Origin of the sequence: Rhodoligotrophos sp. CJ14, assembly GCF_038811545.1 — a bacterium.
Taxonomy (GTDB): domain Bacteria; phylum Pseudomonadota; class Alphaproteobacteria; order Rhizobiales; family Im1; genus Rhodoligotrophos; species Rhodoligotrophos ferricapiens.
The window spans coordinates 2,343,721-2,366,449 of the sequence record NZ_CP133319.1 but is presented as its reverse complement, the minus strand read 5'-3'; the positions used below and the strand labels follow the sequence as shown (position 1 = coordinate 2,366,449).

The following is a 22,729-nucleotide window of genomic DNA, read 5'->3' as shown; positions in this document are numbered from 1 at the left end:
ATCATGCTCAAGCCGGTCGCAATCCGAGATCTTGGCGCGCTTCCTCGGGCGACATCAGCTCGCCGCCCAGGCTCTCCACGATCCAGCGAGCCTTCTCGACGAGCTCCGCGTTGCCGGATGTGAGCTTTCCCTTGGCAATGTGAACCGTGTCTTCCATGCCGATGCGGATGTTGCCGCCGAGGATGAATGACTGAGCCAGCATCAGGAAGGCGCTGCGGCCGATGCCAAAGCCCGTCCAGCGCAAGCCTTCCGGCAGGCGCTGCTTGGCATAGAGCATGGTATCGGCCGTGGCGGCGAAGCCGTATTTCACGCCCAGAACCAAGCAGCACAGGCCGGAGCGCTTGAGCACGCCCTCGGCCATGAGATCATGGGCCAAGGCAATATCGCCGGAATCGAAGAGCTCGAGTTCGGGCGTGACGCCGCTCTCGTGAATGGCTGCCGCCATCTTGCGGATCATGCCGAGGCTGTTGATCACGGTCTCCCCGCCAAAGACCATGGTGTTCAGGTCGAGGGTGGCGATATCCGGCTTCAGCGCGACGATGTGCTCAACCCGTCGTGCGGCCGGCAGCAGATTTGTTTTCGGACCAGGTTTCAGCGGGTCGGGATCGCCCGGCTCGTAGCGGCCGCCCGGACCGGTGGTCAGGTTGATGATCACCGCATCGTTCTTGGCGCGAATGCGGGAGACGACCTCCCGATATTTGTCCAGCTCCATGGTTTGCAGACCCGTCTGTGGGTCGCGCACATGAATGTGGACGATCGCTGCGCCGGCCTCTGCAGCCTCGAGGCAGGCATTGGCAATCTCTTCCGGCGTGACGGGAAGATTGGGGTTCATCTCCTTGCGGGTTAGACCACCGGTAACGGCGCAGGTGAGGGTGACGCGGTTGGCAGCCATCGGAAATGACCCACTGAAAACGATATCCTCCTACTTGCTAATCTATGTATACATAGTATGTCAAGAAACCTTGGCATGCTCCAATGCGACATAAGCCTCGGCGGCGATACGCGGGTAATCGGCTTCGATCGGCATGAGCCTACGCAACAGAGCCTTGGTGTGGGCGATCGCACGAGGGTGGATGCCTGCGAGCTGCTCGAGCTTGCGTGCAATGGTCAGATCCATATCGGCTTCATCCGAAAGCACCTCGGTGACGAGGCCAATGGCCCGCGCCTCGTTGGCGGTGATTCTGGTCCCCGTCAGCAGTAGGCGGCGCGCCTCGCGGCGGCCTGCTTGGGCGAGAATGTAAGGTGCGATCTGAGCCGGCATGTTGCCTGTGAGGATTTCCGGCGCACTGAAAAATGCACCCGCCGTGCACAGCACCAGATCGCAGGCGCACACCATTCCGAGACCGGCACCGATGGCTCCGCCCTCAACGGCGGCGAGGGTCAGTTGCGGCATCTGGCTCAGCTGTGCGAGAAGCACGCCCTCTCTCGCGCTGCGCTGCTCGAGGGAGGCATCGCCGGTCAGGGGAAGGCTGCGGCGCTCTTTCACATCGCCGCCCGCGCAGAAGAAGCCGTCAGCCCCCCGGAGGACCAGAATTGCGACGTCTCGATCGGCTGCAATGGCTGAGAGCTCGGTTTCGAGAGCTGCAAGGAGCCGGGCGTTCAGGGCGTTGCGGGCCGAAGGGCGGTTGAGCGTGAGGGTTGTAACGCGATCCTGCCGCTTCACGATGAGCGGCTGCTGATCATCGGCTGACATTACCGCTGTCCTCAATAGCCGAGGTCGCGGTCAATAAGATTTCTCAACGGGTTGCCATCAAGATAACGCTGCAGGTTATCGATAAAGATATCAATGGCGCGAGGCAGATAGGCTTCGAGGTCATCGACTGCGCAATGGGCGCTGATCAGCACATTGTCCATCGACCATAAGGGCGAGCTCTTCGGCAATGGCTCGGTTTCGAAAACATCGAGAACGGCGCCGCCGAGTTGGCCAGAGGCAAGCGCGGCGATGAGCGCGGCCTCATCGACCACCTGGCCACGGCCGATGCTCACAAAGCCCGCGCCGGGTGCGAGCCTAGCCAAGGCTCCTGCATCGACGATCTTATGGGTTTCTCGGGTATTCGGCAGGGTGACCACAAGAAAGTCAGCCCCGGTGAGCGCGTCATGAAGCTTGCCGATCGGGTGGACCTCGTCGAAGCCGGCAAGTGGGCGTCCGTTGCGGCTCACCCCGATGACACGCATGCCAAAATGCTTGGCATGGGCAGCGACGGCAGCGCCAATATTGCCGGTACCCAGGATAGCAACCGTCTTGCCGGCGATGACCGGCGTGAAGACGCATTCCCATTCCCGCTGGCGCTGAAGCGCATTGAATTTGTGCACCTTGCTGTTGAGCATGAGCAATGCACAAATGGCGTATTCGCCAGCTTTGGGGGCATGCACGCCGCTGGCATTGGTGAGCGCAACCTGTGGCGGAATATAGGGCAGAAGCTTCTCCACCCCGGCAAAGATGGACTGCACCCATTTGAGATGGGGGGCGCGAGCGGCCAAGTTCTCGGAATCGAAGTTTCCCACCAGAAGGATTTCCGCATCGGACAGGCCGTGTTCAAGGGCGGCGCTATCGTTGCCGTAGGTAACGGAAAGCCGTTCGGACAGGCCCGGCACCGCCGCGAGATGCGGGGCAAGTCGCTGCTCGGTGACGAGGAAGACATCAAGCGAGTTCCGGCTCTCCTGCACGTGGAGGCGGATCGGGCGATGAGGCTGTGGCACTTGCGTCCCCTCGGACTTCAGGTGAAGGCTTTTGCCTCTTGGATATCCATGTATACGCGGTATGTCAAACGTCTCTGGGAGAAAAGACCGGCTGACGACCGCCGCGGCGCAAGGCACCGCGGGAGCCGCGGCCGGCGACCTGCCGAATGCTACGCAGCTGCCGCCTGCAACCCCTGCCGGCGAAGCGGCGGCGCCTCCAGCCCTGACCGTCACCCCGGTAGGCCCATCGCCTGCCAGTCAGGTGCCAGCGCCAGGGCCATCGGCCAGGCCTGCGCGAGAGGGGCGGACTGCAGGCCTTTCGATGGGCGGCTATGCGGCGGACGAGCCGCGGACGGAGCGACTTCCACGGTCTGTTGCAATGGAAGAGGCACGCGCACCGACATCCGAGGCATGCGGCCCCGCGCAAGCGAGCAACACACGATGGTGCTCGCCTCGATGATGAAAATATCAAGCTGCGCCGCCCATTGCCGAGATGGAGGCCGAGCGCACCATGTCCGGCAGTCGGGTGACGGGAACCAAGCCGCCAGCTGGCCAAACGCTTGCGTCCACGCATTCACACCGAAATCTTACCAAAGATTAAGTACCCTCGATGGGGAATTCTCCTTATAGTTGCATCGCTCACGATCAAGCGGCATCGGCCATTCACGATCGGAGCATTATTCAGATTTAAATAGGGTTTATGATGGGTAAATTTAACATCGCTAGGTCGTTCATTTCAGATCTGGGGCAGACGGTAAATTTTACGAAGGACGCGGTGACATTCCACGGTTCCACGGTGCCGAACTACTATAAGAACGAATTCTACCCGGGTGTTGTCCGTTCTATGCAAAATGGGGAACACCAAAACTTTCCAGACTTCCATACCTTTGTTAATCATAAGATGGCTCAAGGTGCCGATCGGGTCGCCAATGGATTGATTTCAAACTTTGTAAACCGGGTTGCCGCAAAGGACGGCTGGGATAGCACGCTGCTGGATAAGGTTGCGAGCAGCCAAACGATACAGGATTCCGCCAGCAAAGCGGCCGGTACCTCTTTTGTCACGCGCTTCAAAGCGCCGCTTTACGAGGGGCTTGCCCGCGACGGTCTCCTTCCGGAAGGCGTCCATCTGCCTCAGAACGACCATAGCAGCGGGTTGACCTCCTCGAAAGTTGCGTTAGATGGTTTGTCCACTGCCGCAAAAGTCGGTCTGGTCGCTGCAGGGGGCGCTGCCGCTGGTGGTCTTGGCTACGCTCTTGGCCATTCCGATGTACATGACGCGAGCATGAGGGATCCCGATCACCCGCAAGATTCCGTTCACTTATCCTGATCGAAATCAGGATCGCTGGAGTGCAGAACAGAAGTAGGGCCGGCCTTGCGTCGGCCCACGGAGACAGGGTGGGGCCGAGCGGCGCGGGCTTTGGGGAGACGCACACCCTTGGGAGTGGCGGGACTGGCGCCTCAACCGCGCCACCAGCTCGCCGCCGATCTTGCCAATGAACAGCGACGCCACAATCGCGCCCATCCACTGATCGAGCGGCGGCGGCAGTGCGGCAATCAACCAGTTTTGCGGATAGATGCACCCCCGGCACCATAAAATCGAATAGACGCACACCGAGGCGAACGACAGACCCGCCGGCACGAGAAATAGCAGCGGAAACCACCAGCCGCGGCCGGAGCTTATTGCCGTCTGGGCCTTCAGGTACTCCGCGACCACCTCCTTGATGCGCTCGCGCTCGGTCTCATTATCGACCTTGTGATCGATCGAGGTGAGAATGCGGTCCAGCGGCCCACTGGCGAGCCAGCCAAAGAGCCAGGTGACAATCGCGAACATGGGCTCACCCTCCGAACTGCTCGCGGATTTCCTTGCGGAAGTAGATCGCAAGGCCAACGGCGCGTCACCGCGCCAACCGCGAAGGCGCCAAAGGCATAGGGATTGTTGATCGCCCCGAAGATGCCGGCGCAGTCCTGATGGAGTTCTGATGACTGATGATCCAGCATTGCGTCATGAGTCCAGGCAGCGGCGCGATCGTCATCATGCTGAGGAGCCTAAAGAGGCACGTCATGGGTGGTGCACTGGCCAACGGCTTAGTTAAATCCCGAAGATGTGCCGGAAGGACATCAGCAACGGCCGAATCCGGGTCGAGCTAGCAGCATAGCTCCCGGGCCTCCCTAACGGGATGTTGGCGAACGATTTGAGAGCCTCCTTCGGGAGATTTTCGGGAGTCTCTGCGGCGAAGACACCCAAATGGTATGGGCTTTACCCGGTGTGTTCTCTTCCACGCCAAACTAGCGTTGCGGCTCGTTACCCGTAAACAGTTGACTAGCTATCGTTTTTTGGAGCGGGCGATCGGGATCGAACCGACGACATTCAGCTTGGGAAGCTGACGTTCTACCACTGAACTACGCCCGCGAAGACACCATGGGTTGCAGCGTCTTTGCCCCGCTTCCTGCCAGGATGGGAGGTCCGGTGAAAGCGGGACCTCTTTCTACCCGCTTTGGCCTGTGCCGATCAAGACCAATGCTCGTCCGCCACGCGGAAATGCTTCGACAGTTTGAGACCCTGGCTCTGGTAATGAGAGCCTATGCCCTGTCCATAGACCTGCTCGGGCGGCTCGGTGAGCGGCTCGTAAATGAGCCGGCCCACGATCTGGCCATCCTCCAGGATGAAGGGCACTTCGTGGCTGCGCACCTCAAGCACGGCGCGGCTGCCCTCGCCATGGCCGGCGGCATGGCCGAAGCCGGGATCGAAAAAGCCCGCATAATGCACGCGGAATTCGCCCACCAGCGGATTGAACGGCACCATTTCGGCGGCGTGTGTCGGCGGGATCTTCACCGATTCCTTCGATGCCAGGATGTAGAATTCATTGGGGTCGAGGATCAGGCTGCCGCGCTGGGTGAGTGGCTCCCAATAGTCAGCGAGATCGAGCCTCGCCTTTTCATCCACATCAATCAGAGCAGAATGCCTTTTGGCGCGGAAGCCGATGGGTTCATTGCGTCCAGGGCCCGCGAGATCGACGGATAAGGCAATGCCGTTGTTGATATCGGCCTCGTCGGTGGAAACGAGCCGCTCGCGCTGGTGCAGCAAGGTGGTGGCGGCGTCCGAGGAGGCGGGCGGACCGGCTCGGAAGCGGATCTGACACAATCGCGAACCGGTCCTCACCAATATGGGGAAAGTGCGGGGCGAGATTTCCGCATAAAGCGGGCCGCTATAGCCGGTGGCGATCTTGTCAAACTCGCGGGCATGGTCGGCGATGACCCGGGTGAACACATCGATACGCCCGGTCGAACTCTTCGGGTTGGCCAGGGCATTGATGCCATCCGGCAGCGCCAGGCTTTCGAGCAGCGGGACAATATAGACGCAACCGGTCTCCAGCACCGCGCCCTGATCGAGCGGCATGGTATGGAGCACGAGCTCGCCCAGACGATCCTCGACGGTGGCATTGCGCCCGGGAAGGAAACTGGCGCGGACCCGATGAGCCACCGGGCCTAGACGCAGGTCCAAGCTCGCCGGCTGTATCTGGTCGGCATCGAGCGGGGTCGCGGTGATGACCGCGCCATTCTCGGCCAGCGCCCGGATGGAATGGGACGGGAGGATCCCTCTCTTGGAAAATGAAGGATTGGTTATCACGAGACCCGGCTCCTATTCGCTGCCGTTGAATGGGCGCTTCTTCGTAGCGGAACAGTGCAGAAGTGCCAATGTTTTGGTTGTGTGGCGTCGATCCGAGCGACGGCTGTCGACTTGACGGCGACCGAGACTGAGGCCCAGAGTGCGTTCACATGTCCCTGCATGACAGGATGCGATGTACAACAAGACGACACGAGCCATACGCGTTACCGTGACGCCCGCCTTTCTCGATGACCAGTCGGCGCCCGATGAGCACCATTTTGTCTGGTCCTATACCATTGTCATCGAGAATCTCGGGCAGGAGATTGTCCAGCTGAAGACGCGCTATTGGCGCATCACCGATGCGTTCGGACGCAACCAGGAGGTTCGCGGCGAGGGTGTGGTCGGCGAGCAGCCTATCCTGCGTCCCGGAGAGAGCTTCGAATATACGAGCGGGGCACCGCTTCCGACCCCGTCGGGGATCATGGTGGGGTGCTACCAGATGGAGACCGCGTCAGGCGAGATGTTCAATGTGGACATCCCCGCCTTCGCGCTCGAAAGCCCCTATGAGAAGAAGAGAGTGCATTGACCGCAGCAGCACAAGCGAGCGCCTCGGGGCAGAGGCTCAGCCCGGTGGAGATGCTGGAGCGGCTGGTGGCATTCGACACCACGAGCCGCTTGAGCAACCTGCCGCTGATCGATTTCGTGCGCGATTATCTCGCCGGCTGGGGTGTTGAGAGCATCATCATCCCCAGCGAGGACGGCACGAAGGCGTCGCTCTATGCCACAATCGGGCCACGGGACCGCGGGGGCATCGCGCTGTCTGGCCATACGGATGTGGTGCCGGTCGATGATCAGGACTGGAGCAGCGATCCCTGGCGGCTGGTGGAGCGGAATGGCAAGCTCTATGGCCGTGGGGCCTGCGATATGAAGGGCTTCGTTGCCACAGCGCTTGCGCATGTGCCCGATTTCCTGGAGCGCAAGCTCAAGCAGCCGATCCACCTTGCCCTTTCCTATGACGAGGAGGTGGGCTGTCTCGGGGTGCGGCCGATGATTGCGGAGATCCGCGCGCATCACCCCTTGCCGCGTGCGGTGATCGTGGGCGAGCCGACCATGATGAAGGTGGTGGACGCGCATAAGGGCACACGGCGTTTCCTCACGGAGGTGACGGGCAAGGAAGCGCATTCCAGCATGCCACATATCGCAGCAAATGCAGCCATGGCGGTGGGTGAACTCATTGCCGAGCTTGCGCGTATGAGCCGGGCGCTGCGGGAGCGGGGTGACCCGTCGGGCCGCTTCGATCCGCCCTTCACCTCGCTACAGGTTTCACGCATCGAAGGGGGTGGCGCGCTCAACATCATCCCGCGGCATGCCCGCTTTTATTGGGAAACGCGGCTATTGCCAGATGCTGACCCGGAGGAGGCGCCGCGACGGCTTGCTGCCTTTGCCGATGAGATCCTGCCTGAATTGCGGGCCGTTGCACCCGATGCCACGATCACAACCCGGGATATCGGCGGGGTGGTCGGGCTGAAGCCGGATCCGGGCTCGGAGGCGGAGCGGCTGGCGCTGTTTCTCACCCAGACCAACCGCACTTTCGCAGTCCCCTATGCCACAGAGGGCGGGCTGTTCCAGGAAGGCGGAATGTCCGCGATCGTTTGCGGGCCGGGGGATATTGCCCAGGCGCATCAGCCGGATGAGTATATCTCGGTCGAGCAGATCGAGGCTTGCTCGCGCTTCATGCTGAAGCTTGCGGATTACGCGAGCCAGAGCTGAACCTGGCCTGAGGCTGGCTCAGCGCTTCGCCTCGATCGCATCCCAGATGAGACTTGCGATATCGGCACCGCCGAACCGTTTCACCTCGCGGATACCGGTGGGCGAAGTCACATTGATCTCGGTGAGCCAATCACCGATCACATCAATGCCGACGAACAGAAGCCCGCGCGCCTTCAGCTCGGGCCCGATCGCCTCGCAAATCTCGAGGTCGCGCTTGGTGAGCTCGCTTGGCTCGGCACGGCCGCCCACATGCATGTTGGAGCGGGCCTCGCCCAGCGCCGGCACGCGGTTGATGGCGCCAACGGCCTTTCCGTCCACCAGGATGATACGCTTGTCGCCCTTGCGCACCTCGGGCAGGTATTTCTGCACGATAAAGGGTTCGCGGAAGGACTGCTCGAACAGCTCGACCAGGGAGGCGAGGTTCTCATCGCCATGGCTGAGCCGGAACACGCCGGCGCCGCCATTGCCGAACAGCGGCTTGAGGATGATGTCGCCGAACTCGTCCTTGAAAGCGCGGATGGCATTGCGGTCACGGGTGATCAGCGTCGGCGGCATGAATTGGGGAAAGCGGGTGACGAAGATCTTTTCCGGCGCGTTGCGCACCTCGACCGGATCGTTCACCACCAAGGTGCGCGGATGGATCGCCTCCAGCAGGTGGGTGGTGGTGATGTAGGACATATCGAAAGGCGGGTCCTGGCGGAGCAGCACCACATCCCACCGGCTCAAGTCCTCGGTCCGTTGATCGCTCGCCGTGAAGTGGTTGCCTTCCTCATCCCGCACCACCAGCGACTGGCCCGAGGCCTGCAGCTTCCCATCGCGCAGGCTCAGATGTTTCGGGAGATAGTAGAAGATCTCATGGCCGCGCCGTTGGGCCTCCAGCAGCAGGGCGAAGGTTGAGTCACCGCGAATCGTGATCGATTCGATCGGGTCCATCTGAACGGCAATCTTCAATGACATGAGGCGGTCCCCTGCGCGGCCTGTGCTCACATCTGCCCGGCAATATCGGCCGGGAAGGCATCCGCGATGTGCAGAGGCCATAGGTAGGGCGGCACAATCACCATGTCAAAGCGGTAGTTGCAGCGGGAGAGGTGGGCCTGCCCCGCCAGCCAGAAGCGGGCGGCCCGCACGATGCGCTCCTGCTGGCGCAGGCGCAGCGAAGAAAAGGCCGTGGGCAATTCGCTGCGGCGCTTCACCTCGATGAACAGCACGAGCTCACCTCGTCTGGCGACGATGTCGATCTCGCCGACGGGCGTGCGTGCGCGGCGGTCGAGGATGCGAAAGCCACGCAGGCGCAGCATCCAGACCGCAAGGGTTTCGGCATGCAGGCCGCGGCGATAGGCTGCCCGGCGCGCCTCGTCATTCCTGATGCGGTCCACCATCGCCATCCCGCAAGGCCATAGCGCGAGCATAGACACGCTTGCGCGGCAGCCGCAATGTCTCGGCCACATGGGCCGCCGCCCTGCTGGGCGACATTGTCTTGAGCGCGCAGGCAAGCTCCGCGTCCAGCGCTTCCTCGCTCAAGTCCTCGTGCTGATCCCGGTCGGGGGGTGAGATCAGGAGGGTGATTTCTCCTTTGATGGAGGCCCTATCGCCAAATTGCGCGGCAAGGTCTGCGGCGGTGCCGGATAAACACTCCTCGTGCAGTTTGGTCAGCTCGCGCGTGACGGTGATCTCTCTCTCGCCCATCACCTCGGCGATGGCGGAGAGGGTTGCAAGAAGACGCTGAGGGGCTTCAAACAGGATGACGGTCGCTGGAACCTCCGCCAGATCGGCCAGGCGCCGCGTGCGTTCACCGCTTTTTGCCGGAAGGAAGCCCGCGAACAGGAAGCTGTCGCTTGGCAGGCCGGCGATGGAGAGACCGGCCAGTACCGCGCTCGCGCCCGGCACGGCATGGATGCGCAAGCCCTGCTCGCGCGCTTCGCGTACCAGCTTGTAGCCGGGATCGGAGATGAGCGGTGTGCCGGCATCGCTGACGAGTGCGATGGCCGCGCCTTCCTCGAGGCGGCTCAGGATGCCGGGGCGGACCTTGGCCGCGTTGTGCTCGTGATAAGGCTGCAACGGTGTGGTGATGCCATAGCGCTGGGTCAGTTTCCGGGTGACCCGGGTGTCCTCGCAAAGAATCACGTCGACTCCTGCAAGGGTCTGCAGGGCACGCAGAGTGATGTCGCCGAGATTGCCGATGGGTGTTGCCGTTATGTGCAGGCCGGGCTCGGCGGGGGCTGCGCTAAAGGTATGACCCTCCACCGAAAACGGGCGCCGCTGCGATGCGGCTTCGATGAAAGACGGTTCATTGTTCAGTGGGCGGGACACGTGGGGCTTCCCATCAAGGTGCGCATTGTTTAGCTTAGGCGCGCTTCCGTCGGCCAATGGCTGCCGGTGCACCTGTCCAGGATACAGAGCAGCCATCGGGATACACAGTGGCGTTAACGGCCGTATTTCCTCGTACACTTACTCCACGAGTTTCGCCTCTGTCGCGGCTCAAAGTGGCATTGGCCAGTTTGGCAGCATTGGCGCTTGCGGGCTGCAGCGTCAATCCCAGCCTGTGGGGAGATTCGAGATCGGCCCCGCCAGTGGTGCAGCAGCCGGCCGCGCCGCAGACCGTGAATATCAATACAGAAGGCATCAAGGTTGCGCTGCTGGTGCCAATGTCCGGTCCGGGCGATACCGCCAATGTCGGCCGGGCGCTGAAGCAAGCCGGCGAACTGGCGATGTTCGACTCCGGTGATCCCGGGATCGTGCTGATCACCAAGGACACGCGGGGCAATCCGCAGGGTGCGCAAGCGGCTGCGCAGGAAGCGCTGAACGAAGGGGCTCAGCTCATCATCGGGCCGCTGCTGTCAACGGAAGTGCAGGCGGTCTCACCGCTGGCGCGGCAGAACAATGTGCCGGTCATCGCCTTCTCGTCCTCGAGCAATGTTGCGGGTCCGGGCACCTATCTCATGAGCTTCCTGCCGGAGCAGGAGGTCGCGAGCGTGGCCGGCTACACGGTGCGACAGGGGCGCAAGAACATCGCAGCCATGATCCCGAAAGATCAGTATGGCGCGACGGTGGAGCGGGGCCTCATCGAGGCCGTGCAATCCAATGGCGGGCAGGTGGTCGTGACTGCGCGCTATGCAAGAGCGCCGGGAGGGATCAATGACGCTGTGCGGCAGATCGCCGAGGCGGTGAATGATCCCTCGCGAAATGTGCAGGCGGTGCTGCTGCCGGATGGCAGCGATTATCTCCGGCAGATCGGAGCAGGGCTTCAGCAGGCGGGCGTTGAGCCTCAACGTGTGAAGATGATCGGCACGGGACTATGGGATAGTCCCGTTGCACGCACCACGCCCATATCGCTCGGCGGCTGGTATGCGGGCGTTACCCCGCAAATGGTCACGAGGTTCGAGCAGCGTTATCAGTCGACCTATGGTGATACGCCGCCGCGGCTCGCAAGCCTTGCCTATGATGCGGTCAGCCTGTCGATCGCGCTGGCCAAGGCGCCGGAGGGACAGCGGTTCAGCCGGGAGCAGCTGACCAATCCCGAGGGATATCAGGGCGTGAACGGGCTCTTCCGGTTCCGGTCCGATGGGCGGATCGAGCGCGGGCTTGCCATTCTTGAGGTGACCCCGCAGGGGCCGCAGGTCATCGAGAATCCACCCGGCCGGTTTACGGGCTCGTCCTCATTCTAATCCCGCCGGTGCTGGCTGGATCCTAGCTCCGAGCCGGAGAAGGCCAAGGGGCTGGGCGGGTCAGGCTGCCTCGGCGCGCTCAGCCGAGCCGGCGATGGTGGCAATCAGGGCGTTCAGCACCTGCCGGCCGCGACCCGTTGCCGCGATGCGCTTCCCGCGCTCATCCCATGCGATCAGGCCCTCGGCTTGAAGGGCGCGGAGGGTATCAGGCGCAAGGCTGAGGCCACTCAGCGCGGTGAAGCGATCAAGCAGGATGCCTTCGCTGAGCCTCAGACCCATCAGCAGGAATTCCTCGCCCTCTTCCTCGGGTGCGAGCACGATGTCATCGGCAATGCCGTGCCCGTCACGCCGCACGGCCGAAAGCCAAGGGGCCGGCGCCCGGATCGCTTGCATGGCATGACGGCCATCGCTCAGCCGCAGCCGCCCATGCGCGCCGGGTCCTATGCCGACATATTCGCCATAGCGCCAGTAGGTGAGGTTGTGGCGCGATTGCGCGCAAGGGCGCGCATGGTTCGATATCTCATAAGCGGGCATGCCGGCGGCCGCGCAGAGGCTCTGGGTGAGATCGTATAGCTCCAGTGCCGTCTCGTCTTCGGGCACGATCAGCTGCCCGCGCTTGTGGCGGGCCGCAAAGGGCGTGCCGGGCTCAATGGTCAGCTGATAGAGGGATAAGTGCTCCGTCCCTAGGGAAAGGGCTTGCTCAAGCTCTTTGCGCCAGTCCTCGGGTGTCTGATCTGGCCGGGCGTAGATGAGATCGAAGGAGGTACGGGCGAAAGTTTGTTGGGCAATGTCGAGCGCCCGGAGTGCCTCAGTGGCGGAGTGCTCGCGGCCCAACAGCTTGAGGTCGGCATCATTGAGCGCCTGGATACCGAGTGAGAGGCGGTTGACACCGGCACTGGCATAGCCTGCAAAATTGTCGGCCTCGACGCTGGTGGGATTTGCTTCGAGCGTGATCTCGGCGGTGCTGGAGACCGCCCATTGCCGCGCTATCGTGCCAAGCACCAGCTCGACTGCTGCAGGCGGCATGAGCGATGGAGTGCCGCCGCCAAAGAAGATGCTGGTGACAGTACGTCCAGGCGCAAGCTGGCCGTAATAGGTGATCTCGCGCGCGAGTGCTGCCGCATAGGCCATGGCGTCCGCCTGGGGACGGACATGCGAGTTGAAATCACAATAGGGGCATTTGGCCCGGCAGAATGGCCAATGCACATAGACGCCAAACAATGTGTCGTTGGGATCACTCATGCTTGCGTGCCCTGAGCACGTGGCCGGTCAAAGCGGTGAAGGCGCGTGCCCGGTGCGAAATCGCGTGCTTCTTCTCCGGGTTCATTTCACCAAAGGTCTGGTCATAACCCTCGGGCAGGAACATGGGGTCGTAGCCGAAGCCAAGCGCGCCGCGCGGCGGCCATATCAGTGTGCCGGCCACCCGGCCCTCGAAGACTTCCACATGATCATCGGGCCAAGCCAGCGCAAGGGCGCAAACGAATTGGGCCGTGCGCCGGTCGGGGGTGGTTGCTCCCTTTGCCTGGAGCCGTTCCTCCACATTGCGCATGGCCATGGCAAAGTCTTTGCCGGGGCCCGCCCAGCGCGCCGAGTAGATGCCGGGTGCGCCGTCAAGGGCATCGACCGCGAGACCGCTGTCATCCGCCAAGGCAGGCAGGCCGGATGCGGTTGTCGCCGCGCGTGCCTTCAGCAGGGCATTGGCCGTGAAGCTGTCGCCGGTCTCTTCCGGCTCTGGCAGGCCGAGATCGCCGGCGGAGACGGCATCAAGTCCCAAAGGTCGCAGAAGATCGGCGATCTCCCGCAGCTTTCCCGGATTGTGGGTGGCGATGACGAGCCGCTTCTCGATCAGCGGGCGCCCAGTCATGCAAAACCCCAGATCTTCGGCTCGGCAAATTCGATCGAGTTGCCGGCAGGGTCGCGGAAATAGATCGAGCGGCCACCTTTCGGCCAATCCACGACGGACTCGATCTCGACGCCATGGGCCTCAAGATGGGCCTGCCAGCGGTCAAGCTCGTCACGGCTAGCACGGAAGCATACGTGACACGGCCCCTCGGCGCCATGGACAGGGATGGGCAGGGCCCCGGGCTTGGGCGGCTCACGGGTGGCCTGCGGGTTGAAGACCAGCAGCATCTGATCACCCATGGAGAAGAAGACATGACGGTCGCCAACCCGGGCCACGCGCTGCAGGCCCAGCACGGTTTCGTAGAAGGCCTGCGCAGCATCCAGATCGGCGGCGTAGATGACCGTTTCGAGAATGCCCGCAGGTGTCATGCTCAACTTACCGCAGTCTTCTGCAAATCGACGAGGCGCTCGATGCCCTGCCGCGCCAGCCTTAGAAGCTCCAGGAACTGCTCTTCGGAGAAGGGCGCCTTTTCCGCTGTGCCCTGAACCTCGATCAGCTGGCCATTGCCGTTCATGACAAAATTCGCATCGGCCTCCGCTTCGGAGTCCTCAGCATAATCCAGATCGCAGATCGCGGTTCCCTGGTAGATGCCGCAGGAAACAGCCGCGACCTGGCTGATCAGCGGCATTTCACGAATCATGTTGCGGGCCTTCATCCACATCAGGCAGTCGTGCAGGGCAACCCAGCCGCCGGTGATCGCTGCGGTGCGGGTGCCACCATCCGCCTGGATCACGTCGCAGTCGATCGTGATCTGGACCTCTCCGAGCTTCGCTAAGTCTACCGCTGCGCGTAGCGAGCGGCCGATCAGCCGTTGTATCTCGAGCGTGCGGCCGCCCCGTTTGCCGCTGGCGGCCTCGCGCTGCGTACGCTCATTGGTGGCGCGGGGCAACATGCCGTATTCGGCGGAAACCCAGCCCTTGCCCGCGCCGCGCAGCCAGCCCGGCACGCGGGTTTCAAGGCTCGCGGTGCACAGCACGTGCGTGTCGCCAAAGCGAACGAGACATGACCCTTCAGCATGTTTTGAGACGCCCCGCTCCAGGCTGACGGCTCTGAGATCGTGGGCTTCGCGTCGAGAAGGTCGCATCATGGCTCCTGAAATCCGGTGGCGGCACTGGGCTCGCCAGTGCAGACGGCGGTTGTAGTCGATCGGTCCGGTGGCGGCAATGGCATGCGATCGGCAGGCCAGTCTCGCCTTGCAGGCGTGGCGCAGGCGTCACGGCGCTTGACCGCACTTTCCGGAATGCTATCTACCCGTTCCATGACCGATCTCGCGCACATTCGCAACTTCGCCATCATCGCCCATATCGATCATGGCAAATCGACCCTCGCCGACAGGCTCATTCAGTTGTGCGGCGGCTTGTCCTCGCGCGAAATGCAGGGAAAGGAGCAGGTGCTCGATTCCATGGAGATCGAGCGCGAGCGCGGCATCACCATCAAAGCACAGACGGTGCGCCTCGATTACAAGGCCAAGAATGGGGAAAACTACATTCTCAACCTGATCGACACGCCGGGACATGTGGACTTCGCCTATGAGGTGAACCGCTCGCTGGCAGCCTGCGAGGGCTCGCTGTTGGTGGTCGACGCAAGCCAGGGGGTCGAGGCGCAGACGCTGGCCAATGTCTACCAGGCACTCGAGGTCAATCACGAAATCGTGCCCGTGCTCAACAAGATCGATCTGCCCGCCGCCGAGCCGGACCGGATCAGGGCGCAGATCGAAGACGTGATCGGGATCGATGCTTCCGAGGCGGTGGAAGTGTCGGCCAAGACAGGCCTCGGCATTCCGGATGTGCTGGAGGCCATCGTTCATAAGCTGCCGGCGCCCAAGGGAGAGCTGGATGCGCCACTCAAGGCCCTGCTGGTCGACAGCTGGTATGACCCTTATCTCGGCGTGGTCGTGCTGGTGCGGATCATCGATGGCGAGCTGCGCAAGGGGCAACGGATCCTGCTGATGAGCACCGGCGCCACATATCAGGTGGAGCGGGTCGGCTTCTTCAGGCCAAAGCAAGAAATGGTGGACAAGATCGGGCCGGGCGAGCTCGGCTTCTTCACCGCCGGCATCAAGCAGGTCGCCGACACACGTGTGGGCGATACGGTCACTGACGAGAAGCGGCGGGCGACGGCGCCGGTGAAGGGCTTCCGCCCCGCACAGCCTGTGGTGTTCTGCGGGTTTTTCCCGGTCGATACCTCCGATTTCGAGGCATTGCGCGAGGCGATGGGCAAGCTTGCGCTCAATGACGCGAGCTTTTCCTACGAGATGGAGACATCGGCGGCGCTGGGTTTCGGCTTCCGCTGCGGATTTCTCGGGCTCTTGCATCTGGAGATCATCCAGGAGCGGATCGAGCGTGAATTCGATATCGAGATCATCACGACCGCGCCTTCGGTGGTTTACCATCTGCATCTCACCGATGGCAGCACGGAGGAGCTGCACAATCCGGCTGACATGCCCGATGTGATGAAGATCGCCAAGATCGAGGAGCCGTGGATCGAGGCCACCATCCTCGTGCCGGACGAGCATCTCGGTGCTGTGCTCAAGCTCTGCGAGGACCGGCGCGGGAGACAGAAGCAGCTCACCTATGCGGGTGCGCGAGCGATGCTCGTTTATGACCTGCCCCTGAACGAGGTGGTGTTCGATTTCTACGACCGGCTGAAATCGGTGAGCCGGGGCTATGCAAGCTTCGACTATCACATCAAGGGCTATGAGGAAGGGCAGCTCGTGAAGATGTCCATTCTCGTGAATGGCGAGCCGGTGGACGCGCTATCGATGATCGTGCATAGGGCGCGCGCCGAGCAGCGCGGCCGGGTGATGTGCGAGAAGCTCAAAGAGCTTATCCCGCAGCACTTGTTCAAGATCCCGATTCAGGCTGCCATTGGCGGCAAGGTCATCGCGCGCGAGACCATCTCGGCGCTGCGCAAGGACGTCACCGCGAAGTGCTATGGCGGCGATATTACCCGCAAGCGCAAGCTGCTGGAGAAGCAGAAGGCGGGCAAGAAGCGGATGCGGCAATTCGGCAAGGTCGACATTCCGCAGGAGGCCTTCATCGCCGCCCTCAAGATGGACGCCAACTGAGCTGAATCCTGTTTAGCGACTGTGACGGAATAGCGACAGGTTGTGCTTTTCATTTAGCACAGCCGTATCGCGAGTTTGTCTGCGGCGAATCACACGCTATAAGGGAAAGGGAATTTGTATTCCCGCGTAAGTTTTGTCGAGTTCAGTCATGTCAATTTTGCGTTTCCATGCCGCGTTATCCGGCGGCATTGCCCTCGCCGCCTTGCTTCTGACGCCTGTTCAGGCGGACGAGCTTTCCCAGCTGAAATCAGAACTGCAGCGGTTGCAGGAGCAAGTTGATCGCCTGGAATCACGGCAGGCAGATGTGCCAACGCCGTCTTCCCCCAGTTCCATCGTCTTCGTGCAAGGTTCAGGCGCAACAAGCAGCTGGCGCACTGATCGGGCGGGAGACGTCATGCCGGCCGATAGGGGGTTTACGATTGCCATTTCGCCTTCGGCGGATCTGCCCTCGCCGATCCACGAGGTCACCATCTCGGGCTACGTGAAGGGGGATGTGATCTATGATTTTGACGAGGATCTGGGGGATGCGTTCTATTATGAACGGATCGGCAAAGGAGGGGGCGGCCACGTTCGGCTGCATGCTCGGCAGAGCCGCTTCTCGATCAAATCGCGCTCAGACACGGCCGTTGGCCAGGTGAGGACGCTGATCGAAGGCGACTTCTTCGGGGGTGATTCGACAGATTTCCGGCTCCGCCATGCCTGGGGAGAATGGGATGCAACGCCGGAACTCACCCTTGGCGCCGGACAATATTGGCGCAATTTCATGTCGCCATTCGTCGGGGTCACCACGGTCGATTTCAACGGTGATGTCGGCCTGATCGGGACCTCGCGAAATGCCCAGTTCCGGCTCACATGGGTCAATGGGCCGACCACTGCCGCGCTCTCGGTCGAGAGGCCTACGAGTGCCAGTGACATCGTCGCCTATGGCGCGGATCTCGATGCAAAATCGATCTCGCGCCCCGATGGTGCCACGGATAATGCGCCCGATGTGTCGGCGCGCGTGCAATATGAGCTGCCGGGCGGCAATCAGATCATGTTTTCGGGCATGCTGCGCAATTACCGGGTCGACGGCGTTGCAGGCCAGGGCGGCGACGAGGCCTTGGGCTGGGGTGTGCAGGGAGCCGTCAATGTCGCCATCGCCGAGCCAATCATCCTCACCGCATCGGCGATGTATGGAAAAGGCCTGGGTAATTACGTCCTCGGCTCGCAGTTTGGCGCCTATGCTAAGAATGGGAAGGTCGAGTTGGTCGAGCAGCTCGGGCTGTTCGGTGGCGCCATCGTGACCCTCACCGACACGACCACCTTCAATCTCGGCGTGGGGTATCTCGATCAGAACGACAAGGACATTCTGAATGCGGGCGTCAAGAACGCCAGCGTTGATGTGCTTTCAGCCCACGCAAACATCATATGGCAACCGGTCAGCCAGTTGCGCCTCGGTGCCGAGGTGATGTGGGCAGAGCGCGAGCGGATCGACATGGCCGGAAAGAAGGGGAGGGATGATGCCTGGCGCGGTCAGATCGGCGCCTGGTTCTTCTTCTAGAAGAATGCGGATCCGCAAAAGCGAAACGCGGCCCGCAATGGGGCCGCGCTCCATCCCAGAAGGGAAATTCAGTCTCAGTAGCCGCCGAAGTGGAAGGTCAGGCCAGCCTGGACAGTGTGGACGAAGAGGTCGTCCTTGCTCTGAGCGACGTAGCCGGCATCCACAAACTGATCGGAGTAGTAACCGCGATCCTTCAGCTTGGCGTCGAGAGCGCCCTTGAAGCGATAGCCGATGTCCAGATCGATGGCATCCGACAGAGCCCACTTGAAGCCCGCGCCCGCCTGGAAGGCGAAAGCCGTGGTGCTGTCATCGATCAGCTTCGCACCGAAGACCTTCAGGTTCTGATCAACGAAGGCCACACCGACACCACCGCCGATATAGGGACGGAAGGGGGTGCCCATGTCGAAGTCGTACCAGAGGTTGGCCAGGACGAAGGTGGCGCTCAGGTCGCCGCGGGCACGATCACTGCCGTTGCCGACGAGAAGCACGCCATCGTTGTCATAGTCATAGAGCTCTGCGTAGCGGCCCTTAATCTTGTCGTTGCCAGCCTGCATATAGGAGACTTCGACTTCGCCGCGCAGGCCATTGCCCAGCTCGTAGCCGATGTTGCCACCGACCAGCCAACCAGTGTCGAACTTCGTGTCGCCGTTGAACGCGAAGAAATCGTCGCTCACGTTGTTGGTCTCGTAAGCCGCAGCGCGGGTCTTCATGTCCAGCGGGAAAGCGGCACCACCGAACACACCGATATACCAGCCACCGCTCGGGGCCGGAGCCGGAGCAATCGCCTGCTCAGCCGGCGGAGGGGTGTAAAGGTCAGCAGCAGAGGCAGCGTTCGCCCCCAGGATCATCGCAGCGCCGGCAACGCCAGCATACAACATATTACGCATTTCAGTTCCTCTCTCCCGAAGGATGACTGTGTGGAACCTATACCGTCGAACGGGAAGAGTCCGCAGGAAATATGCGTTTGGATGGCCGGAAGATCTCAATGAGGTGACGCTGTTGCAGATGGGCAACGAAAATTCCTATCATTTGGAGAAAATTGCAGGAAAGCACGCATGAGTGGTGATAATGCCGATTCAGGATTAATCGGCTGTTCACCAAGAATCATTGGAAAACCAAGGCATTAAATCCCCTGTAACTGAGTCGCTGATGGCGATCCCAGACCGGTTCTGGCGGGGCAGCTTGGTCGGGTGATTCGCCTATTGCACGAAAGTGCACGAAATTTTGCAGCTTAAAGGCGTTCTTGTGGTGGATTCTCAGACCCGACGGAAAAGGTTTGGTTACCATGTTTGCGGTCTGCTCTTCAGTATCCATTAACTACGTAAGACCGAGCTGGGAGAAATCCGCCTTGCCTCAGAAGAAGTAAGCCAATGAGTGGAAGAAAAAGCGAGGATGTGCGCCAAGTTTGACTTAACTCGTCATTAAAATCTGCCCGATACGGTCGATCTCGGCTTCCGGCGAAACGCAGCAAGCGGAAAAGACCGGACCATCGGTGTCAAGCAGACGGGTTAGAGTGGATGCAGAAGAAGAGGGGCGTGCGTTCGAGGGATGAAACCGGCACCGCCGCCGTATTCGAGTACGGCTTGATTGCTGCGGGCATCGCCTTGGCCATCGTCACCGTCATCGTCTCGATGGCCATAGGCTGAGAAGAACTCGTAAGCTACTCATCCAGGTCTAAATCAAAATGCGGCCGCGGCAGTAATTGCTCCGCGGCCGCAGCGCTTCTGGGATCCCCTACCCCAGCAAGCAATTGCCGCGCGGACCCCTGCGAGCTATCGTCGGCCTTCCCCCCTGAAAACAAGGCCACGAGATGACCGACTATCGAACTCTGCTGATTGATGCTGCTGACGTGCGATCCCAGCCTGCGGTCCTGATTCAGACGACCGACCAGGACACGGTCGAGCAAGTTCTCGCGGCGGTGCCCGAGCCGTCCCGGTCCTGGGCGAGGGCGCAGGATTTTCAGGGAAAGCCGGGACAGCTGGTGCTGCTGCCGGGCAGCTCGGGCAATTTGAAGGGTGTCCTCTATGGATTGGGCTCGCTGAAGGAGGGCTATGATCCTTTCGCGCCCGGCAAGCTTGCGACCCTCCTGCCGCGCGGACTCTATTGCTTTGCGGAGAGCGTCCCCAATCCTCGCCTTGCGGCGCTCGGATGGCTGCTCGAGAGCTATCGCTTTGCCGCCTATAGATCGCGCCCCGAGCCGAAGGCCCTGCTGGTGACGCCCAGCGGATGTGATCGCTCCGCGCTGCTCAGCGAAGCCGAGGCAGTCGGCCTCGCGCGCGATCTCATCAATATGCCTTCAAGCGATATGGGGCCGGCAGAGCTCGCGGATGCCGCATGCAAGGTGGCCGAGGCCGGCGGGGCGGAGATTTCGGTTATAGCCGACCAAGACGTGCTGAGCCGGGACTATCCCATGGTGCATGCGGTGGGCCGCGCGAGCGCGCGATTGCCTCGTCTTATCGACATGCGCTGGGGCAGGCGGGACGCGCCCAAGCTGACGCTGGTGGGCAAGGGCGTCTGCTTTGACACGGGTGGGCTCGATATCAAGCCAGCATCCGGCATGCTTTTGATGAAGAAGGATATGGGCGGTGCTGCGAATGTGCTGGCACTGGCCAAGCTCATCATGGCGGCCGAGCTGCCCGTGCGCCTGCGCGTGCTCATTCCGGCGGTTGAGAACAGCATCTCGGGTGCAGCGTTCCGGCCGGGCGACGTGCTGAGGAGCCGCAAGGGGCTGACGGTCGAGATCGGCAATACCGACGCGGAGGGGCGCCTCGTTCTCGCCGATGCGCTTGCGCTCGCGGAAGAGGAGGACCCCGACCTGCTGATCGACATGGCCACCCTGACTGGAGCTGCGCGGGTGGCACTCGGACCGGAATTGCCCGCCTTCTTCGCGAGCCAGGATGATCTGGCAAATCGTCTCGTCATGCATGGCGCGGAGCAGAACGATCCGGTATGGCGGCTGCCATTCTACGAGCCCTATGCTTCATGGCTCGACAGCAAGGTTGCGGATCTCAACAATGTTTCCGATGGGGGATTTGCCGGTGCGATCACGGCGGCGCTGTTCCTGAAGCGGTTCGTCAGCCCCGCGCGTGCCTATATCCATGTGGATCTCATGGCATGGACTCCAAAGGCGCGGCCCGGACGACCCATTGGCGGCGAGGCGCAGGCTATCCGCGCGCTCTATGCGTTAATCCTATCGCGATATGGTTCTTGAGATCGGCTGGTCTGGCTTGCAGCTGCCCACGGTTCCTTTTATTGTAACGGAACCGAAACGTCTTGGCGGAACGAGCAGTTCGGCTTCATGACCGTGAAACTCAATTTGAACCAAGCCCTCAAGCTGTGGCAGCAAATTCACCTTGATCTGGTGAAGGACGGTCAGCCAGATCTCTCGGTCCGTCAAACCGCCATATTGCTGTCCGTCTATCTGGAAGCGCCGCCTCACACGGTGAGGGGGCTGGCAGCCAAGCTCTCGGTGACAAAGCCCGTGATCACCCGTGCGCTGGACAGTATGGGCAAGGAAGGCCTCATCGGTCGCCGGCGCGATGAAAATGACCGGCGCAACGTGCTCATTCAGCGTACAGTGAAGGGCTCGCTGTTCCTCGAGCATCTGGCGGATCTGATTATCGGGCATGCGGAGAAGACCACGACATGACTGCATTCGATCGCCGGATTACGCCCTATCGCGAGGATCTTGCCGCTGCATCGCTCAAGGGCAAAGTGGATGCGCCTCGCTTCGTCGAGCCGGAATTGATGCGGATTGCCGTTCCGGCATTGGGGATGCGGTCCGCGCCGCGACCGGAGGCGGCCTATACCACCGAGGCGCTGATGGGCGAGCTCGTGCGCGTGTTCGAGATCCGCGACGGCTGGGCCTGGGGGCAATTGGCGGATGACGGGTATGTCGGTTATCTGCCCGCCGAGGGACTTGCGCCTGATCATGGCGAGCCGACCCATGTGGTCGCGGTGCCCTGCGCCACGCTCTACCCCGCGGCGAATATCAAGGTGCAGCCGATCATCACCATCAGCTTCGGGGCAAAGCTCAGGGCTGTCGGCGAGGCGGAAGGCTTTGTCGCTGTTGAAAACGGCCGGTTTGCCTTTGCCAGCCATGTGCAGCCGATCGGACCGGTGGGGCAGGATTTCGTGGCGGTGGCGGAGAAGTTCCTGGGCGCACCCTATGTGTGGGGCGGGCGCCAGTGGACCGGGATCGACTGCTCAGGGCTCGTGCAGGTCTCGCTGAGGGCTACGGGCATCGACTGTCCGCGCGACAGCGACATGCAGGAGAAAGGCTTAGGGAAAGCGCTCGATCTCACAGCGCTCAACGCGCTGCGTCGGGGCGATCTCGTGTTCTGGCCGGGCCATGTGGGCATCATGGCCGATGGCGAGACATTGCTGCACGCCACCGGCCATTACATGCAGGTGGTGCGCGAGCCACTTGCGGAGGTGGTGGCCCGCATCCGCAAGCAAGGAACGGAAATCCGCACGATCAAGCGGCTCTGACTTCCCC

Annotated in this window: 23 protein-coding genes and 1 tRNA gene; 10 read left to right on the top strand and 14 right to left on the bottom strand. The window is 61.8% G+C overall.

Annotated features, from left to right (window positions below; all coding sequences use genetic code 11):
• Positions 1-7: 7 nt before the first annotated feature.
• From RCF49_RS11045 to RCF49_RS11035, 3 genes are read right to left on the bottom strand one after another with little or no spacing between them, the layout of a single operon-like run.
• Entirely contained in the window at positions 8-892 is an 885-nt protein-coding gene (locus RCF49_RS11045) for a 3-keto-5-aminohexanoate cleavage protein (protein ID WP_342644069.1), read from the bottom strand.
• Positions 893-952: 60 nt separating this feature from the next.
• Positions 953-1,693 carry an enoyl-CoA hydratase/isomerase family protein gene (locus tag RCF49_RS11040; protein WP_342644068.1) on the bottom strand — a complete coding sequence of 247 codons (741 nt, stop codon included), beginning with the start codon at positions 1,691-1,693 and terminating at the stop codon, positions 953-955.
• An 11-nt stretch (positions 1,694-1,704) separates the two neighbouring features.
• Positions 1,705-2,700, bottom strand: coding sequence for a D-2-hydroxyacid dehydrogenase (locus RCF49_RS11035; protein ID WP_342644067.1), 996 nt, complete (start codon positions 2,698-2,700; stop codon positions 1,705-1,707).
• 679 nt (positions 2,701-3,379) lie between these two features.
• On the opposite strand from RCF49_RS11035, the gene RCF49_RS11030 reads away from it, so the two are divergent.
• A complete protein-coding gene (locus tag RCF49_RS11030; protein WP_342644066.1) occupies positions 3,380-4,006 on the top strand; it encodes a hypothetical protein in 627 nt (208 codons plus the stop codon).
• A gap of 6 nt (positions 4,007-4,012) precedes the next feature.
• Here RCF49_RS11030 and RCF49_RS11025 read toward each other — a convergent pair whose 3' ends face one another.
• The 3 genes from RCF49_RS11025 to RCF49_RS11015 form a co-directional block, all read right to left on the bottom strand.
• Positions 4,013-4,510, bottom strand: coding sequence for a hypothetical protein (locus RCF49_RS11025; RefSeq protein ID WP_342644065.1), 498 nt, complete (start codon positions 4,508-4,510; stop codon positions 4,013-4,015).
• Between the two features lie 504 nt (positions 4,511-5,014).
• Positions 5,015-5,089, bottom strand: a tRNA-Gly gene (locus RCF49_RS11020).
• A 99-nt stretch (positions 5,090-5,188) separates the two neighbouring features.
• On the bottom strand, positions 5,189-6,307 hold the full coding sequence (locus RCF49_RS11015) for a 2'-deoxycytidine 5'-triphosphate deaminase (RefSeq protein WP_342644064.1): 1,119 nt from the start codon (positions 6,305-6,307) through the stop codon (positions 5,189-5,191).
• Positions 6,308-6,479: 172 nt separating this feature from the next.
• On the opposite strand from RCF49_RS11015, the gene apaG reads away from it, so the two are divergent.
• Both apaG and argE read left to right on the top strand, forming a co-directional pair.
• A complete protein-coding gene (gene apaG, locus RCF49_RS11010) occupies positions 6,480-6,872 on the top strand; it encodes a Co2+/Mg2+ efflux protein ApaG (protein ID WP_342644063.1) in 393 nt (130 codons plus the stop codon).
• Entirely contained in the window at positions 6,869-8,056 is a 1,188-nt protein-coding gene (gene argE / locus RCF49_RS11005) for an acetylornithine deacetylase (protein ID WP_342644062.1), read from the top strand. Before apaG ends, argE begins: the two co-directional genes overlap by 4 nt.
• A gap of 18 nt (positions 8,057-8,074) precedes the next feature.
• Here argE and gshB read toward each other — a convergent pair whose 3' ends face one another.
• The 3 genes from gshB to rsmI are packed head-to-tail and all read right to left on the bottom strand — an operon-like array spanning position 8,075 to position 10,366.
• Complete coding sequence (gene gshB, locus RCF49_RS11000; protein ID WP_342644061.1) at positions 8,075-9,013, bottom strand: glutathione synthase; 939 nt, start codon at positions 9,011-9,013, stop codon at positions 8,075-8,077.
• A 26-nt stretch (positions 9,014-9,039) separates the two neighbouring features.
• Positions 9,040-9,435, bottom strand: a complete 396-nt coding sequence (locus tag RCF49_RS10995; RefSeq protein WP_342644060.1) for a YraN family protein — start codon at positions 9,433-9,435, stop codon at positions 9,040-9,042.
• Positions 9,413-10,366 (bottom strand): 16S rRNA (cytidine(1402)-2'-O)-methyltransferase, encoded by a 954-nt coding sequence (rsmI, locus tag RCF49_RS10990; protein WP_342644059.1) that lies wholly within the window; start codon positions 10,364-10,366, stop codon positions 9,413-9,415. Before rsmI ends, RCF49_RS10995 begins: the two co-directional genes overlap by 23 nt.
• 173 nt (positions 10,367-10,539) lie before the next feature.
• On the opposite strand from rsmI, the gene RCF49_RS10985 reads away from it, so the two are divergent.
• The gene (locus tag RCF49_RS10985; protein ID WP_342644058.1) at positions 10,540-11,721 is read left to right on the top strand and encodes a penicillin-binding protein activator; all 1,182 of its coding nucleotides are present in this window, start codon (positions 10,540-10,542) and stop codon (positions 11,719-11,721) included.
• Between the two features lie 60 nt (positions 11,722-11,781).
• Here RCF49_RS10985 and hemW read toward each other — a convergent pair whose 3' ends face one another.
• From hemW to rph, 4 genes are read right to left on the bottom strand one after another with little or no spacing between them, the layout of a single operon-like run.
• Entirely contained in the window at positions 11,782-12,963 is a 1,182-nt protein-coding gene (hemW, locus tag RCF49_RS10980; protein ID WP_342644057.1) for a radical SAM family heme chaperone HemW, read from the bottom strand.
• Positions 12,956-13,585 carry an RdgB/HAM1 family non-canonical purine NTP pyrophosphatase gene (rdgB, locus tag RCF49_RS10975; RefSeq protein WP_342644056.1) on the bottom strand — a complete coding sequence of 210 codons (630 nt, stop codon included), beginning with the start codon at positions 13,583-13,585 and terminating at the stop codon, positions 12,956-12,958. Before rdgB ends, hemW begins: the two co-directional genes overlap by 8 nt.
• Complete coding sequence (locus tag RCF49_RS10970) at positions 13,582-13,992, bottom strand: VOC family protein (protein ID WP_342644055.1); 411 nt, start codon at positions 13,990-13,992, stop codon at positions 13,582-13,584. The genes rdgB and RCF49_RS10970 overlap by 4 nt, the downstream gene beginning before the upstream one ends.
• 2 nt (positions 13,993-13,994) lie before the next feature.
• Entirely contained in the window at positions 13,995-14,708 is a 714-nt protein-coding gene (gene rph, locus RCF49_RS10965) for a ribonuclease PH (protein WP_342644183.1), read from the bottom strand.
• Positions 14,709-14,882: 174 nt separating this feature from the next.
• Between rph and lepA the strand changes: the two genes are divergently transcribed.
• Both lepA and RCF49_RS10955 read left to right on the top strand, forming a co-directional pair.
• Positions 14,883-16,691, top strand: coding sequence for a translation elongation factor 4 (lepA, locus tag RCF49_RS10960; RefSeq protein ID WP_342644182.1), 1,809 nt, complete (start codon positions 14,883-14,885; stop codon positions 16,689-16,691).
• Between the two features lie 148 nt (positions 16,692-16,839).
• A complete protein-coding gene (locus tag RCF49_RS10955) occupies positions 16,840-18,231 on the top strand; it encodes a porin (protein ID WP_342644054.1) in 1,392 nt (463 codons plus the stop codon).
• Between the two features lie 74 nt (positions 18,232-18,305).
• Here RCF49_RS10955 and RCF49_RS10950 read toward each other — a convergent pair whose 3' ends face one another.
• On the bottom strand, positions 18,306-19,118 hold the full coding sequence (locus RCF49_RS10950) for an outer membrane protein (protein WP_342644053.1): 813 nt from the start codon (positions 19,116-19,118) through the stop codon (positions 18,306-18,308).
• A gap of 630 nt (positions 19,119-19,748) precedes the next feature.
• Between RCF49_RS10950 and RCF49_RS10945 the strand changes: the two genes are divergently transcribed.
• From RCF49_RS10945 to RCF49_RS10930, 4 genes are all read left to right on the top strand, one after another.
• Positions 19,749-19,877 (top strand): hypothetical protein, encoded by a 129-nt coding sequence (locus tag RCF49_RS10945; RefSeq protein WP_342644052.1) that lies wholly within the window; start codon positions 19,749-19,751, stop codon positions 19,875-19,877.
• A gap of 164 nt (positions 19,878-20,041) precedes the next feature.
• The gene (locus RCF49_RS10940; RefSeq protein WP_342644051.1) at positions 20,042-21,442 is read left to right on the top strand and encodes a leucyl aminopeptidase family protein; all 1,401 of its coding nucleotides are present in this window, start codon (positions 20,042-20,044) and stop codon (positions 21,440-21,442) included.
• Positions 21,443-21,529: 87 nt separating this feature from the next.
• A complete protein-coding gene (locus RCF49_RS10935) occupies positions 21,530-21,880 on the top strand; it encodes a MarR family winged helix-turn-helix transcriptional regulator (RefSeq protein ID WP_342644050.1) in 351 nt (116 codons plus the stop codon).
• Positions 21,877-22,722, top strand: coding sequence for a C40 family peptidase (locus RCF49_RS10930; protein WP_342644049.1), 846 nt, complete (start codon positions 21,877-21,879; stop codon positions 22,720-22,722). Before RCF49_RS10935 ends, RCF49_RS10930 begins: the two co-directional genes overlap by 4 nt.
• The last annotated feature ends 7 nt before the right edge of the window (positions 22,723-22,729 follow it).